The sequence below is a fragment of the Pseudomonas sp. TWR1-1-4 genome (genome assembly GCF_049897165.1).
Lineage (GTDB): Bacteria > Pseudomonadota > Gammaproteobacteria > Pseudomonadales > Pseudomonadaceae > Aquipseudomonas > Aquipseudomonas canadensis.
Map to the genome: position 1 here is coordinate 755301 of NZ_JAFCVS010000002.1, position 15151 is coordinate 770451.

The window sequence follows — 15151 nt, forward strand, 5'->3', positions numbered from 1 at the left end:
TTAAACGCTGAGGGCGGCGCGCAGTTGCGCTTCAAGGCCGGCCGCATCGAGGTCCTGACCGATCAGCACCAGGCGCGTAATACGCGGCTCGTCAGCGCTCCAGGCACGGTCGAAGTGCTTGTCGAAACGCGTGCCCACGCCCTGGATCAGCAGGCGCATCGGCTTGTTCGGGATTGCGGCAAAGCCTTTTACACGCAGGATGCCGTGTTGCACCACCAACTGGGTCAGGGCGTCGAGCAGCAGCGCTTCGTCGGCTTGCGGCAGGTCGATGGAGATGGAATCGAAGGCGTCGTGATCGTGATCGTCTTCACCTTCGTGATGATGATCGTGATGGCTGTGGCGACCGTCGATGTGTTCTTCGGAGCCGGCACCCAGGCCGATCAGCACGTCCAGCGGCAGGCGACCGCTGCTGGCCTCGATGATCTTCACCGCGGGTGGCAGTTCTTCCGCGACTTCAAGGCGCACGCGGGCCAGGTCTTCAGGGCTGATCAGGTCGGTCTTGTTGAGGATTACCAGGTCGGCGCTGGCCAGTTGGTCGGCGAACAGCTCGTGCAGGGGTGATTCGTGGTCCAGGTTCGGGTCGAGCTTGCGCTGCGCATCCACTTGGTCCGGAAAGGCGGCGAAGGTGCCGGCGGCCACAGCCGGGCTGTCGACCACGGTGATCACCGCGTCAACGGTGCAGGCGCTGCGGATTTCCGGCCATTGGAAGGCTTGGACCAGCGGTTTTGGCAGGGCCAGGCCGGAGGTCTCGATGAGAATGTGGTCGAGGTCCCCGCGGCGGGCCACCAATTCGCGCATCACTGGGAAGAACTCTTCCTGCACGGTGCAGCACAGGCAGCCGTTGGCCAGCTCGTAGACGCGGCCGTTGGCTTCTTCTTCGGTGCAGCCGATGGAGCACTGCTTGAGGATTTCACCGTCGATACCCAGCTCGCCGAATTCGTTGACGATCACGGCAATGCGACGGCCCTGGGCGTTGTCGAGCATGTGGCGCAGCAAGGTGGTTTTGCCTGAGCCGAGGAAGCCGGTAACGATGGTGACGGGGAGTTTGGCCAGTGTTTTCATCGGATGCCCTTGGGGGCGGGCATACGGGACGATAGGCCCTGCGACGGTGCGCAGCAGCGGATTTCGTCACCGGATCACCCCGCCCGGTTGAAGTAGAAAATCGGTTGCGAGGCAGGTCTCCTGGCTTGGGGCTTGCGGGTCTTGCGACCGGCGCTGGCTGCGCCTTCCCGCCTTTCGGCAGTGGCGTGGCAGTCAGCTGAACCCTTTACAGTTGCGGGGGCAGCCGCGGCTTGGACCGCGTTCCCTTCTTAGCTTCGGCCTGGGCCGAAGAACCTCGAGGGTGCAAGGCTACGCAGTGCTTGGGGGATGGTCAATGATGGGGTTTGGGTTGGGGTTGGTGTACATATCCGTTATTTGGGTGATGGCGGGTATTGGTTCCGCCCTTACGGCGGGTCACTTTGGAAAAGCCCCAAAGTAACCAAAGGGCTCTTGCCGCAACACTCGGCACCTCGCTCACGCTCGGTGTGCCCGTAATCCGACAGGGATTTGGGGGGCCGCCGCCACGCGCCATCCATGGCGCGGGGCGGCTAAACCGGCATCCCTGCCGGTTTACCCCCCAAATCCCTGCCGAATTCCGGCCAGCGTGTTTGACGGGGCGCCTAAGATCAAGATCAAGATCAAAAGCAAGAGCACAGCGGCCTGACAGCCGGCTTGAGTGGTGTGAAGCAAAGGCAAAGGCAAACGCAGTCCTGTAGGAGCCGGCTTGCCGGCGATGGTCCTCAACGATGACGCGGGGAACCAGACGAATCGCGGCGTCCTCACGTTTTTCGCCTACAGGGACCGCGTATCCACGATGCGAAGCGAGTCGCTCTTGATCTTGATCTTAGGCGCCCCGTCAAACACGCTGGCCGAACGCAGGCTTGAATCCGTGGGTAACCCGGCAGGACGCCGGGTTAGCCGCGCTGGGCCAAGGATGGCCCATCGCGGCGGCCCACGGATTCAAGCCGGAGTGAGGGCACACCGAGCCTAAGCGAGGTGCCGAGTGTTGGGGCAAGAGCCTTTTGGTTACTTTTGGGCTCTTTTCAAAAGTGACCCGCCGTAAGGGCGGAACCAACATCAGCCATCACCGCAGCAACGGATATGTACACACCCCAATTGACTCCCCTCCCACCCCCATGCTCTCCTACACATCTTGTTTCGGGTGCCCCTCACAGGGTGAAACGGGAAACCGGTGCGTCATAGCGATATGACCAGTCCGGTGCTGCCCCCGCAACGGTAAGCGAGCGAAGTGTCAGATCCACTGTGCCTCCAAGGCATGGGAAGGCGACGCTTAATAGGCGCAATGCCCCTCGCAAGCCCGGAGACCGGCCCGAAAAAATCAGATAACAAACCCGCGGTGGGCGGGCGCTGTTTAAACCCTGCGTGCCCGGCTCGCGGGGTTTCATGCGCTCGTTTCACCCTGACACCTGAAAGGGACGCGCCATGTCGATCATCAGCAGCACCTCGCACTCCGCCAGCAGCACCTCGACCCTGAGCCAACGCTTGACCGCCGCCATCGGCGCGTCGATCCTCGGCGCGTGCCTGGTGTATTTCGCCGGTTTCTCGCACATTGAGGCCGTACACAACGCCGCCCACGATACCCGCCACAGCGCCGCGTTCCCGTGCCACTGAGACCTGCCGACATGATCAAGCGTATCGCGCAAACCGCAGGTTTCACCGGCCTGCTGGCCGCCCTGCTGCTGACTCTGCTGCAAAGCTTTTGGGTCGCCCCGCTGATTCTGCAGGCGGAAACCTTTGAAAAAGCGCCGGCGGCTACCGAAGTGGCCCACGAACACGCCGAAGGTGCTGCCGCCCATACCCATGACGCCGAAGCTTGGGAGCCGGAAGACGGCTGGCAGCGCGTGCTGTCCACCACGGGCGGCAACCTGGTGGTCGCCGTCGGTTTTGCGCTGATGCTGGCCGGTCTCTACACGCTGCGTGCGCCAACCGGCACCGCCCAAGGGCTGCTGTGGGGTTTGGCCGGTTACGCAACTTTCGTGCTGGCACCGACGATGGGCCTGCCGCCTGAGCTGCCGGGGACTGCCGCCGCCGACCTGGCGCTGCGCCAGACCTGGTGGATCGGCACTGCGGCGTCTACCGCTGCCGGCATCGCCTTGATCGTGTTTGGTCGCAACTGGCTGCTGAAAGTACTGGGTGCAGCGATCCTCGCCGTACCGCACGTGATCGGCGCACCACAGCCGGAAGTGCATTCGATGCTGGCCCCGGAGGCCCTGGAAGCGCAGTTCAAGATCGCTTCACAGTTGACCAATGTCGCCTTCTGGCTGGCCTTGGGGCTGATCAGCGCCTGGTTGTTCCGCCGCAACCGTGATGATCAATACTCGGCATGATCCTGGTGGTCGGCCTGGGGTGCCAGCGGGGTTGTGACGTTCATACCCTGCTGGGCCTGTTTAATACTGCCCTCGCCGAGGGCAGTATCGAGCGCGATAAGATTACTGCGCTGGCCAGTATTGATTTGAAAAAAGACGAGCCGGGAATACTCGCATTGGCCGAAACGCTGAACCTGCCGTTGCACTGTTTCAGCGCCGAGCAGCTGACGACCTTTGAAGATCGCCTGAGCCACAAATCCGAGATCGCCTTCGCCCACACCGGCTGCTATGGCATCGCGGAAAGTGCCGCCTTGGCCCTTGCCGAGCACCTCGCCGGCGGCCCTGCCCGCCTGTTGATCACCCGCAAAAAAACCGCCCAGGCCACCTTTGCATTGGCGTGCGCCGGCTGAAAACCCGATAATCGCCCCTCCCGATCATGAGCATTCTTCATGCTCGCCCGTTTTTCATCAGGATTTCCCCATGACCGTCTACTTCATCGGCGCAGGCCCCGGCGACCCAGAATTAATCACCGTCAAAGGCCAGCGGCTGATCCGCAGTTGCCCGGTGATTATTTATGCGGGCTCGTTGGTGCCGGCCGCGGTACTGGAAGGTCATCAAGCGGAAACTGTGGCCAACAGCGCCGAATTGCACCTGGAGCAGATCATTGATCTGATCAAAGCCGCCCACGAGAAGGGCCAGGATGTGGCGCGCGTCCATTCCGGCGACCCAAGCCTGTATGGCGCCATTGGTGAACAGATCCGCCACCTGCGGGAGTTGGGCATTCCCTTCCAGATCATCCCCGGCGTCACCGCCGTGGCTGCCTGTGCAGCCTTGCTGGAGGCGGAGCTGACCCTGCCTGACATCGCCCAGAGCGTGATCCTGACCCGCTATGCCGACAAGACCAGCATGCCGGCCGGCGAGGACTTCGACAGCCTGGCGCGGCATGGCACCACCATGGCGATTCACCTGGGGGTCAATCACTTGGAGAAGATCGTCGCTGAACTGCTGCCACACTACGGCGCGGATTGCCCGATTGCCGTGGTGCACCGGGCTACCTGGCCGGATCAGGATTGGGCGATAGGAACGCTGAGCGACATTGCCGGGAAAGTGGCGGCCAAGGGCTTTCGACGCACGGCGCTGATTGTCGTGGGCCGGGTGCTGGCCAGTGACAGTTTCAGTGAGTCATCGCTGTACCGGGCAGGCCATGCGCACCTTTATCGCCCATAACAAACAAAATTAACTTAAGAACATAACTCACTGTTTTAACTGAATAAATATGGTTAACCATGTGAGAGTGGACAAGCCCGGCTCAAAAGTTAATCCTCTTTGACAGATGGCTATCACAAACCACTGATTTTAAAGAATAAAAAAACGGCGCTCACGGGGCGCCGTTTTTTTGTTCGCAGTGAACGCCTTACTCAGTAGTAGGCGTTTTCTTTCTGCGTGTGATCGGTCACGTCACGCACGCCCTTGAGTTCTGGAATTCGCTCCAGCAAGGTGCGCTCGATGCCTTCGCGCAGGGTCACGTCCGCTTGGCCGCAGCCTTGGCAGCCGCCACCGAACTTGAGCACCGCAATGCCGTCATCGACCACGTCGATCAAGCTGACCTGGCCGCCGTGGCTGGCCAGGCCTGGGTTGATTTCGGTCTGCAGGTAGTAGTTGATACGCTCGTTCACCGGGCTGTCGGCGTTGACGTTGGGCACCTTGGCGTTTGGCGCTTTGATGGTCAACTGGCCGCCCATGCGGTCGGTGGCGTAGTCGACCACGGCGTCGTCGAGGAAGGCTTCGCTGAAGGCGTCGATGTAGGCAGTGAAGCTTTTCAGCCCCAGGGCGGTGTCTTCAGGTTTTTCTTCACCAGGCTTGCAGTAGGCGATGCAAGTTTCGGCGTATTGGGTGCCGGGCTGGGTGATAAAGACGCGAATGCCGATACCCGGGGTGTTCTGCTTGGACAGCAGGTCAGCCAGGTAATCGTGGGCGGCGTCGGTAATGGTTATGGCAGTCATGGAAACTCCTCACAGGCTTGCCGGCAGTTTACGCCAAATTATTACGCAGGTACAAAGTCCTAGTGTTTTTGTCGGGATAGGTTTGTTTGCGGGGGGATGTACATATCCGTTATTTGGGTAACGGCCGCGTATGGTTCCGCCCTTACGGCGGGTCACTTTGGAAAAGCCCCAAAGTAACCAAAGGGCTCTTGCCCCAACACTCGGTACCTCGCCTAGGCTCGGTATGCCCGTAATCCGACAGTGATTTGGGGGGCCGCCGCCACGCGCCATCCATGGCGCGGGGCGGCTAAACCGGCATCCCTGCCGGTTTACCCCCCAAATCCCTGCCGAATTCCGGCCAGCGTGTTTAACGGGGCGCCTAAGATCAAAATCAAAAGCAAAAGCACAGCGGCCTGACAGCCGGCTTGAGTGGTGTAGAGCAAAAGCAAACGCGGTCCTGTAGGAGCCGGGGGGACGCCGGGTTAGCCGCGCTGGGCCAAGGATGGCCCATCGCGGCGGCCCACGGATTCAAGCCTTCGTTACGGCACACCGAGCCTAGGCGAGGTGCCGAGTGTTGGGGCGGAGCGTTTTTGGTTACTTTTTGCGCTCTTCAAAAAGTGACCCGCTGTAAGAGCGGAACCATAAGCCGCCATCACCCAAATAACGGATATTCACTCCAAAAAACCCTTACAAATTCTCATACCGATTCATATCCAACACCCCCTCCTCAACCGGCGTTGTCTCTCGAATGTACTCCGACAAATCATGGAAATACTGCCAAAACAGCGGATGACTACGCCGCACCCCCCAACGATCCACAATCTTCTCAAACCGCTTGGCATCCTTGGCCCGCTCCATTTCAGCTACAAACTCCGGCACGTCCTGCGCCGGAATATTGAACATAAAGTTCGGATAGCTGCTCAACACACCCGGATAGATGGTCACTGTGTCCAGGCCCGGCTGATAGCGATAAGCCTCACCCAACAGAAACGCCACATTACTGTGAGCACGATTGCGCAACATGCTGTAGACCACACGCTTACCGCTGGCAGTCTCAACCCGCAGCATCGTCGCTTCAGGCAATAGATCGATAACCTTGAGCCCGGCGGCCGGGCGTGAGGTCAGGCGACTCAGCGCTTGCTCGGCATCCTGCAACGCCGGGTCGATACCCTCACGGGAGCAATAGGCGCCAGTGCAGCGGTTGATCGGGTCCGGGCTGGCATTCAGATCGCCATAACGCGTGAGCAACTGGTTGGCAAAGTCGCGCTTCGGATCGTTTTCGCTCAGATGCAAGCCGGTGGGCTTGTCGTCATCAATCGCCTCATAGTCCATCCACAACTTGAGCTTGCCACTGTTTTGATACCAGTCATCGAGGAAGTCTTCGCGGGAGTCTGCAGGCATCAGGCGCAGGAAGTTCTGCTCGGCGCCGTTGCGGATCAGGTCGAAGTACAAGCGGGTCTGGGCTTGATGCGACACATTGCCGAACACATCAAAATTCACCGCCAACTGATAATAGGTGCGCTCCAGCAACGGATAGTCAAACAGCCACATCGTCTGCGGCACTTCACCAATCAAGCCCTTGGTCACCGAGGCACTGTCGAAGTGGCGAAAAATGCTCAGCAAGGCGTTGTCATTCCCGGCCCACAGCGACGACCAGCTTGGCGCGGGAACGTCCGCATAGTTGTCACGGCGCAGCGCTTCGTATTGATTACGCTTGTCACGGTAAGCGAGCCACAGGCTCAGCACACTGCCTACGTCATCGTTCTGCCCCGGCATGGCCAGCAACGGCGTGGCCTGGCCGCGATAACGGGCATCGGTGATGTAGAGGTCATGGTCCGGGTCCTGGAACAGGGTCCAGAAATTGTCGCGGATCACGTCCGTGGCGATCTGCCCACGGCACACGGGCCCACGAATAAAGGTGCGTACGAAATACTCGGCGTTGTCCAGCATGAACTGGTAACGCGCCTTGGCTGGAATCGCCTCGAAGGTTTCGAAGGGGTTGGCGCGACGGCCCGGTCCGTAGCCAGGCAAGGCGTTGACCTGCCAGTTGCCGGCGTAGAACAGCGCTTTGATGCGAGCCATTTTCTCGGCGCTGAGCGGGTACGTGATGTGGGTTTTATGCACGATCACGCCCTGCACCGGCCACAGGCGGTAGTAAACCTGGGTGCCTGGGTCATCGTTCGGGCGGCGAGTTGCGATCAGGTCAATCGGTTGCCCGCTCGGCGTACGCGAGCGCACCCACTGGAAGAAATGCCCCGGCTCGCCGTTTTCGAAGTAGAGATGGGCGAGGAACAAATGCTCGAACAACCAGCGCGCTACCAGGCTCTCCCTGGCCCCGGGCTGGTTGAGCAGGTTTTCCCACTGCTGTACCTGCAGCGCTTCCTTGGCGCTGGGTGCCAAGCCTTGTTCATCGATAGGCGCGCCGGACGCGAGCCAGCGTTGCAAGGTCTGATACTGCTGGTCCGTCAGGCCGGTGACCGCCAGCGGCATACCTTCCTTGGGATGGGCACCCGCGTAGGCATTGAACTCGCCGGGCATGGCGCACATGTTTTGTCGGTTCAGGCCCAGTACGATCTCTTCGGGCAGCTTGGCGTTGGGTTGCAGCGGTGCGTTATGACCCAACTCCAGCATGCGCGCCATCAGCGCAGCCTGGCTGCCCTGCGCATCCAATACTGAGTAAAAGCCCTTCTGCTGCCAGGCCTGCTTGCCGAAAGCGTCATAGAACAGCCGAGTGGTCGGCGTCGCCTGGCTGCGCTCGCCATCGTAGACCGGTACTTTGCTCGCACCTCGCGCTACGCCTTCGGCACTGCCCAGGTTCAGTTGGCAGGCGGAGTCATAGCAGGCATGGCAAGCCACGCATTTCTCGGTGAAGATCGGTTGAATGTCGCGGGTGTACGAAATCGCCGGGGCGGGTCCGTCGGCCTGCGCAATGCAGGCGACCAGTGCCAGGGCAGCACTGGTGATGAGGCGAAGTGACATGTATCCGGTCCCGATTCAATACGTACGCTGAAAATTTGCCGGTGATTCTACCGGGCCACGCCCCCTTCCAACATGAACGATATTCATGCAAAAACTGCGCATGCTCTAAATCGGCACAGGTTTGTTATGATTCACGCCCTCCGAAATGCCTGACCAGAGTAGTCCCATGTCCGATCGTAGCGTTCGTCTGCAAGCCCTTCATCAAGCCCTCAAGGAACGTATCCTGATCCTCGACGGCGGTATGGGCACGATGATCCAGAGCTACAAGCTTGAGGAAAATGACTACCGTGGCAAACGCTTCGCCGATTGGCCAAGCGACGTCAAGGGTAACAACGACCTGCTGGTGCTCACCCGGCCCGACGTGATCGGTGGCATCGAAAAAGCCTACCTGGATGCTGGCGCCGACATCCTCGAAACCAACACCTTCAACGCCACGCGCATCTCCATGGCCGACTACGGCATGGAAGAACTAGCCTATGAACTGAACGTAGAAGGCGCACGCCTGGCGCGCAAGATTGCCGACGCCAAGACCGCCGAAAACCCGGCCAAGCCGCGTTTCGTCGCCGGCGTGCTCGGCCCGACCAGCCGCACCTGCTCGCTGTCGCCCGACGTGAACAACCCCGGCTACCGCAACGTGACCTTCGATGAACTGGTGGAAAACTACACCGAGGCCACCCAAGGCCTGATCGAAGGCGGTGCTGACCTGATCCTGATCGAGACCATCTTCGACACCCTCAACGCCAAGGCCGCGATCTTTGCCGTGCAAGGCGTGTTCGAAGCGTTGAACATCGAACTGCCGATCATGATCTCCGGCACCATCACCGACGCCTCCGGCCGTACGCTGTCGGGCCAGACCACCGAAGCGTTCTGGAACTCCGTGGCCCACGCCAAGCCGATTTCCGTGGGCCTCAACTGCGCCCTGGGCGCCAGCGAGCTGCGTCCGTACCTGGAAGAGTTGTCGAACAAGGCCAACACCCACGTTTCTGCGCACCCGAACGCCGGCCTGCCCAACGAATTCGGTGAATACGATGAGTTGCCGTCACAAACCGCCAAGGTCATCGAAGAGTTTGCCCAGAGCGGCTTCCTCAACATTGTCGGCGGTTGCTGCGGCACCACGCCGGGCCACATCGAGGCTATCGCCAAGGCCGTGGCCGGTTACGCACCGCGCCAGATCCCGGATATCCCGAAGGCTTGCCGCCTGTCGGGCCTGGAACCCTTCACCATCGATCGCAGCTCGTTGTTCGTCAACGTCGGTGAGCGCACCAACATCACCGGCTCGGCCAAGTTCGCCCGCCTGATCCGCGAGGACAACTACACCGAGGCCCTGGAAGTCGCCTTGCAGCAGGTGGAAGCCGGCGCCCAGGTGATCGACATCAATATGGACGAGGGCATGCTCGATTCGAAGAAGGCCATGGTGACCTTCCTCAATCTGATTGCCGGCGAGCCGGACATCTCCCGCGTGCCGATCATGATCGACTCCTCCAAGTGGGACGTGATCGAAGCTGGCCTCAAGTGCATCCAGGGCAAGGGCATCGTCAACTCCATCAGCATGAAGGAAGGTGTGGAGCAGTTCATTCACCACGCCAAGCTGTGCAAGCGCTATGGCGCCGCCGTGGTGGTGATGGCGTTCGACGAAGCCGGCCAGGCCGACACCGAAGCGCGCAAGAAAGAAATCTGCAAACGCTCCTACGACATCCTGGTCAATGAAGTCGGCTTTCCGCCGGAAGACATCATCTTCGACCCGAACATCTTCGCGGTCGCCACCGGTATCGAAGAGCACAACAACTACGCTGTCGACTTCATCAACGCCTGTGCCTACATTCGTGACGAACTGCCGTACGCGCTGACCTCCGGCGGCGTGTCCAACGTGTCGTTCTCGTTCCGTGGCAACAACCCGGTGCGTGAGGCGATCCACTCGGTGTTCCTGCTGTATGCGATCCGCAACGGTCTGACCATGGGCATCGTCAACGCCGGCCAGTTGGAGATCTACGACCAGATCCCGGCCGAGTTGCGCGACGCCGTTGAAGACGTGGTACTCAACCGCACGCCGGACGGCACCGACGCCCTCCTCGCCATCGCTGACAAGTACAAGGGCGACGGCAGCGTAAAAGAGGCCGAAACCGAGGAATGGCGTGGCTGGGACGTGAACAAGCGCCTGGAACACGCTCTGGTCAAGGGCATCACCACGCATATTGTTGAAGATACCGAAGAATCGCGGCTGTCGTTTGCACGCCCGATCGAAGTGATCGAAGGCCCGCTGATGTCTGGCATGAACATCGTCGGCGACCTGTTCGGCGCGGGCAAAATGTTCCTGCCCCAGGTGGTGAAATCCGCCCGCGTCATGAAGCAGGCCGTGGCCCACTTGATCCCGTTTATCGAGCTGGAAAAAGGCGACAAGCCGGAAGCCAAGGGCAAGATCCTGATGGCGACGGTGAAAGGCGACGTGCACGACATCGGCAAGAACATCGTCGGCGTGGTGCTGGGTTGCAACGGCTATGACATTGTCGACCTCGGCGTGATGGTGCCGGCGGAGAAGATCCTGCAGGTGGCCAAGGAGCAGAAGTGCGACATCATCGGGCTGTCCGGCCTGATCACGCCGTCCCTGGATGAGATGGTGCACGTGGCTCGCGAGATGCAGCGCCAGGACTTCTACCTGCCGCTGATGATCGGCGGTGCTACCACGTCCAAGGCGCATACGGCGGTGAAGATCGAGCCCAAGTACAGCAACGATGCCGTGGTGTATGTCACCGACGCCTCGCGTGCAGTCGGTGTGGCGACTCAGTTGCTGTCCAAGGAGCTGAAAGCCGGCTTCGTGCAGCGTACCCGCGAGGAATACGTGGAAGTGCGCGAGCGCACCGCAAACCGCAGCGCCCGCACCGAACGCCTGAGCTACCCGGCGGCCATCGCCAAGAAGCCGCAGTTCGACTGGAGCACCTACACGCCGGTAGTGCCGACCTTTACCGGCGCCAAGGTCCTGGACAATATCGACCTCAACGTACTGGCCGAATACATCGACTGGACGCCGTTCTTCATTTCCTGGGACCTGGCGGGCAAATTCCCACGCATTCTGACTGATGAAGTCGTCGGTGAAGCGGCGACTTCGCTGTACGCCGACGCCCAGGAAATGCTCAAAAAGCTGATCGACGAAAAACTCATCAGCGCCCGTGCGGTGTTCGGTTTCTGGCCGACCAACCAGGTGCAGGACGATGACCTGGAAGTCTACGGCGAAGACGGCCAGCCGATCGCCAAACTGCACCACTTGCGCCAGCAGATCATCAAGACCGACGGCAAGCCGAACTTCTCCCTGGCCGACTTCGTGGCGCCCAAGGACAGCGGCGTGACCGACTACATCGGCGGTTTCATCACCACCGCCGGCATCGGCGCGGAAGAGGTCGCCAAGGCCTACCAGGACGCGGGCGACGACTACAACTCGATCATGGTCAAGGCCCTGGCCGACCGCCTGGCCGAAGCCTGCGCCGAATGGCTGCACCAGCAAGTGCGTAAAGACTACTGGGGTTACGCCAAGGACGAGCAACTGGACAACGAAGCGCTGATCAAGGAGCAGTACAGCGGCATCCGCCCTGCCCCCGGCTACCCGGCATGCCCGGATCACACCGAGAAAGGCACCTTGTTCCAACTGCTCGACCCCGAGGCACGCGAAATGGAAGCGGGGCGCAGCGGCGTGTTCCTCACCGAACACTACGCGATGTTCCCGGCGGCAGCGGTCAGCGGCTGGTATTTCGCCCACCCGCAGGCGCAGTATTTCGCCGTGGGCAAGGTCGACAAGGACCAGGTGGCGAGCTACACCGCGCGCAAAGGCCAGGACCTGAGCGTGACCGAGCGCTGGCTGGCGCCGAACCTGGGTTACGACAACTAAGCGTCGCTGGATTGTCTATGCTGTCCCTCACACACCTGGTGTCGAGGGACCCATGGACGATCAAAAGCCACCGACCTTCTGGCAGATGCTCCACAGCGTCATGGCCGCCGCGTTTGGCGTGCAAAGCGGCAAGAACCGCGCGCGGGATTTCACCCACGGCAAGCCCAGCCACTTTGTGATCCTGGGGGTTTTGTTTACAGCGGTGTTCGCGCTGACGCTGTTTGGCATCGTGCAACTGGTGCTGCACCTGGCCGGCGTGTAAACCCAACCTGACTGTAGGAGCGGGCTTGCCAGCGATTGCATCACTGCGGTGTGGCTGACAACCGAGGTGAGGCAATCGCTGGCAAGCCAGCGCCTACAGGGGTCCGTATCTATGACTACTGGTGGCTGACCCAGAACACGGCAGTCCCAACCACCAGGATTATCAAGAACAGAATGGCCCAGGCGTCCACGGTACTGTCGGGTTTACGGGCTTTTGTCGAATTGCTCATCGCATCGCCTCTTGTCGGTTTTATAGGTGATAACGTTCAGACACGATCACAGTAAAGTCGACGATTGCCCGCATGACAAATGTGGGTATCGCGATAACCGTTCTCATTAGTCATTTTGGTTATTTGCATATACTCAAACATCACTTTTGCGCATAAACGCAAACTGGTATCGTGCGCCGGCTCCGTTGGGAGTGCGCGGCCGTGCGCGCAGATTTGCCGAGAACAGGACCTATATGTACGTATACGACGAATACGATCAGCGCATCATCGAGGACCGCGTCAAGCAGTTCCGTGATCAGACCCGACGCTACCTAGCAGGTGAACTGAGCGAAGAAGAGTTCCGCCCTCTGCGCCTGCAAAATGGCCTTTATGTTCAGCGCTTTGCGCCGATGCTGCGGGTGGCCGTGCCCTATGGCCAACTGACGTCGCGCCAGACGCGCATGATGGCCAAGATTGCCCGCGACTTCGACAAAGGCTATGCCCACATCAGTACCCGCCAGAACGTACAGTTCAACTGGCCGGCGCTGGAAGATGTGCCGGACATCCTGGCTGAACTGGCCACCGTGCAGATGCACGCCATTCAGACCAGCGGTAACTGCCTGCGCAACGTGACCACCGACCAATTCGCCGGTGTTGCCGCCGACGAACTGATCGACCCACGCCCCTGGTGCGAAATCGTCCGTCAGTGGACCACCTTCCACCCCGAATTCGCCTACCTGCCACGCAAGTTCAAGATCGCCATCAATGGCTCGACCTCGGACCGTGCGGCCATCGAAGTGCACGATATCGGCCTGGAGCCGGTGCACAACGAAGCCGGCGAACTGGGCTTCCGCGTATTGGTCGGTGGCGGCCTCGGCCGTACCCCGGTCGTCGGCGCCTTTATCAACGAGTTCCTGCCGTGGCAGGACCTGTTGAGCTACCTCGACGCGATCCTGCGGGTTTACAACCGCTATGGCCGTCGTGATAACAAGTACAAGGCCCGGATCAAGATCCTGGTCAAGGCGCTGACCCCTGAGGTGTTCGCCCAGAAAGTCGACGCCGAGATGGAACACCTGCGCGGCGGCCAGACCACCCTGACCGAAGCCGAAGTGCACCGCGTCGCCAAACACTTCGTCGACCCTGAGTACAAGGCCCTGAGCAATCAGGACGCCGAGCTCGCAGCACTTGACCAAGAGCATCCAGGCTTCGCCCGCTGGCGTGGCCGCAACACCCTGGCGCACAAAAAGCCGGGCTACGTGGCCGTAACCTTGTCGCTGAAACCTACCGGGGTTGCACCGGGCGATATCACCGACAAGCAACTGGACGCCGTGGCCGACCTGGCCGAGCGCTACAGCTTTGGTCAACTGCGCACCTCCCACGAGCAGAACATCATTCTCGCGGACGTTGAGCAGAGCCAACTGTTCACCCTGTGGGGCGAGTTGCGCGAAGGCGGATTCGCCACGCCGAACATCGGCCTGCTGACCGACATCATCTGCTGCCCGGGCGGCGATTTCTGCTCCCTGGCCAACGCCAAGTCGATCCCGATTGCCGAATCGATCCAGCGCCGTTTCGACGACCTGGATTACCTGTTCGACATCGGCGAGCTGGACTTGAACATCTCCGGTTGCATGAACGCCTGTGGTCACCACCACGTCGGCCACATCGGCATCCTGGGCGTGGACAAGAAAGGCGAAGAATTCTACCAAGTGTCCCTGGGTGGCAGCGCCAGCCGCGATGCGAGCCTGGGCAAGATCCTCGGCCCATCCTTCGCCCAGGAAGCCATGCCTGAGGTGATCGGCAAGCTGATCGACGTCTACATCGAACAGCGCACCGAAGATGAGCGTTTCATCGACACCTACCAGCGCATCGGCATCGACCTGTTCAAGGAGCGCGTCTATGCAACGAATCATTAAGAACAACGAAGTCCTCGATGAAACCTGGCACCTGCTGCCCAAGGACGCGAGCTTCGACGGCATCTCCAACTGCGACGACCTGATCGTGCCGTTGGCCCTGTGGCGCGAACACGGCCACGCCCTCAAGGCCCGCGACGGCGGCCTGGGCGTGTGGCTGGACGCCGATGAAGAAGCCGAAGAGATCGGTGACGACGTGGAACACTTCCAGGTCATCGCCCTGAACTTCCCGGCCTTCACCGACGGCCGCAACTACTCCAACGCACGCCTGCTACGTGACCGTTACGGTTACAAAGGCGAGCTGCGCGCGATTGGTGACGTGCTGCGCGACCAGTTGTTCTACCTGCGCCGCTGCGGGTTCGATGCCTTCGCCCTGCGCGCCGACAAAGACCCGTACGAAGCGCTGGAAAGCCTCAAGGACTTCTCGGTGACGTACCAGGCCGCCACGGATGAACCGCTGCCGCTGTTCCGTCGTCGCCAATAAACTACTGTAGGAGCGGGCTTGCCCGCGAAGATCGTCAACGATAACGCGTGAGTCCTGGATGAACGTGTTGCCTGTGAGGTC

11 protein-coding genes and 2 riboswitches are annotated in these 15151 nt (G+C 60.6%); of the genes, 8 read left to right on the forward strand and 3 right to left on the reverse strand.

Annotated features, from left to right (window positions below; all coding sequences use genetic code 11):
* Positions 1–1062, reverse strand: coding sequence for a cobalamin biosynthesis protein CobW (cobW, locus tag ACP7C6_RS08170; protein ID WP_028615878.1), 1062 nt, complete (start codon positions 1060–1062; stop codon positions 1–3).
* A 93-nt stretch (positions 1063–1155) separates the two neighbouring features.
* A riboswitch (cobalamin riboswitch) is annotated at positions 1156–1354 on the reverse strand.
* Positions 1355–2184: 830 nt separating this feature from the next.
* A riboswitch (cobalamin riboswitch) is annotated at positions 2185–2389 on the forward strand.
* A 95-nt stretch (positions 2390–2484) separates the two neighbouring features.
* Between cobW and ACP7C6_RS08175 the strand changes: the two genes are divergently transcribed.
* The 4 genes from ACP7C6_RS08175 (at position 2485) to cobM (ending at position 4595) form a co-directional block, all read left to right on the forward strand.
* The gene (locus ACP7C6_RS08175) at positions 2485–2673 is read left to right on the forward strand and encodes a CbtB domain-containing protein (protein ID WP_012723860.1); all 189 of its coding nucleotides are present in this window, start codon (positions 2485–2487) and stop codon (positions 2671–2673) included.
* An 11-nt stretch (positions 2674–2684) separates the two neighbouring features.
* Positions 2685–3389: a CbtA family protein gene (locus ACP7C6_RS08180; protein WP_426108592.1), complete on the forward strand. Its 705-nt coding sequence runs from the start codon at positions 2685–2687 to the stop codon at positions 3387–3389.
* Positions 3386–3778 carry a cobalamin biosynthesis protein gene (locus ACP7C6_RS08185; RefSeq protein ID WP_028616388.1) on the forward strand — a complete coding sequence of 131 codons (393 nt, stop codon included), beginning with the start codon at positions 3386–3388 and terminating at the stop codon, positions 3776–3778. The genes ACP7C6_RS08180 and ACP7C6_RS08185 overlap by 4 nt, the downstream gene beginning before the upstream one ends.
* A 70-nt stretch (positions 3779–3848) precedes the next feature.
* Positions 3849–4595: a precorrin-4 C(11)-methyltransferase gene (cobM, locus tag ACP7C6_RS08190; RefSeq protein WP_028616389.1), complete on the forward strand. Its 747-nt coding sequence runs from the start codon at positions 3849–3851 to the stop codon at positions 4593–4595.
* A 191-nt stretch (positions 4596–4786) separates the two neighbouring features.
* Here the strand turns inward: cobM and nfuA are convergent, their stop codons facing one another.
* Both nfuA and ACP7C6_RS08200 read right to left on the reverse strand, forming a co-directional pair.
* Positions 4787–5371 carry a Fe-S biogenesis protein NfuA gene (nfuA, locus tag ACP7C6_RS08195; protein ID WP_003190728.1) on the reverse strand — a complete coding sequence of 195 codons (585 nt, stop codon included), beginning with the start codon at positions 5369–5371 and terminating at the stop codon, positions 4787–4789.
* A 666-nt stretch (positions 5372–6037) separates the two neighbouring features.
* Entirely contained in the window at positions 6038–8329 is a 2292-nt protein-coding gene (locus ACP7C6_RS08200) for a fatty acid cis/trans isomerase (RefSeq protein ID WP_426108593.1), read from the reverse strand.
* A 166-nt stretch (positions 8330–8495) separates the two neighbouring features.
* On the opposite strand from ACP7C6_RS08200, the gene metH reads away from it, so the two are divergent.
* From metH to ACP7C6_RS08220, 4 genes are all read left to right on the forward strand, one after another.
* Positions 8496–12206 (forward strand): methionine synthase, encoded by a 3711-nt coding sequence (metH, locus tag ACP7C6_RS08205; RefSeq protein WP_236320425.1) that lies wholly within the window; start codon positions 8496–8498, stop codon positions 12204–12206.
* 52 nt (positions 12207–12258) lie between these two features.
* Complete coding sequence (locus tag ACP7C6_RS08210; protein ID WP_028616391.1) at positions 12259–12468, forward strand: DUF2970 domain-containing protein; 210 nt, start codon at positions 12259–12261, stop codon at positions 12466–12468.
* Between the two features lie 462 nt (positions 12469–12930).
* Positions 12931–14589: a nitrite/sulfite reductase gene (locus ACP7C6_RS08215; protein ID WP_426108594.1), complete on the forward strand. Its 1659-nt coding sequence runs from the start codon at positions 12931–12933 to the stop codon at positions 14587–14589.
* The gene (locus ACP7C6_RS08220) at positions 14573–15070 is read left to right on the forward strand and encodes a DUF934 domain-containing protein (protein WP_028616392.1); all 498 of its coding nucleotides are present in this window, start codon (positions 14573–14575) and stop codon (positions 15068–15070) included. The genes ACP7C6_RS08215 and ACP7C6_RS08220 overlap by 17 nt, the downstream gene beginning before the upstream one ends.
* The last annotated feature ends 81 nt before the right edge of the window (positions 15071–15151 follow it).

Excerpts from the sequence above, each read along its gene's own strand:
- metH (WP_236320425.1), top strand. The coding sequence starts at position 8,496 with ATGTCCGATCGTAGCGTTCGTCTGCAAGCCCTTCATCAAGCCCTCAAG.
- ACP7C6_RS08210 (WP_028616391.1), top strand. The coding sequence starts at position 12,259 with ATGGACGATCAAAAGCCACCGACCTTCTGGCAGATGCTCCACAGCGTC.
- ACP7C6_RS08200 (WP_426108593.1), bottom strand. The coding sequence starts at position 8,329 with ATGTCACTTCGCCTCATCACCAGTGCTGCCCTGGCACTGGTCGCCTGC.
- ACP7C6_RS08180 (WP_426108592.1), top strand. The coding sequence starts at position 2,685 with ATGATCAAGCGTATCGCGCAAACCGCAGGTTTCACCGGCCTGCTGGCC.
- nfuA (WP_003190728.1), bottom strand. The coding sequence starts at position 5,371 with ATGACTGCCATAACCATTACCGACGCCGCCCACGATTACCTGGCTGAC.
- ACP7C6_RS08215 (WP_426108594.1), top strand. The coding sequence starts at position 12,931 with ATGTACGTATACGACGAATACGATCAGCGCATCATCGAGGACCGCGTC.
- ACP7C6_RS08220 (WP_028616392.1), top strand. The coding sequence starts at position 14,573 with ATGCAACGAATCATTAAGAACAACGAAGTCCTCGATGAAACCTGGCAC.
- ACP7C6_RS08175 (WP_012723860.1), top strand. The coding sequence starts at position 2,485 with ATGTCGATCATCAGCAGCACCTCGCACTCCGCCAGCAGCACCTCGACC.
- cobW (WP_028615878.1), bottom strand. The coding sequence starts at position 1,062 with ATGAAAACACTGGCCAAACTCCCCGTCACCATCGTTACCGGCTTCCTC.
- cobM (WP_028616389.1), top strand. The coding sequence starts at position 3,849 with ATGACCGTCTACTTCATCGGCGCAGGCCCCGGCGACCCAGAATTAATC.
- ACP7C6_RS08185 (WP_028616388.1), top strand. The coding sequence starts at position 3,386 with ATGATCCTGGTGGTCGGCCTGGGGTGCCAGCGGGGTTGTGACGTTCAT.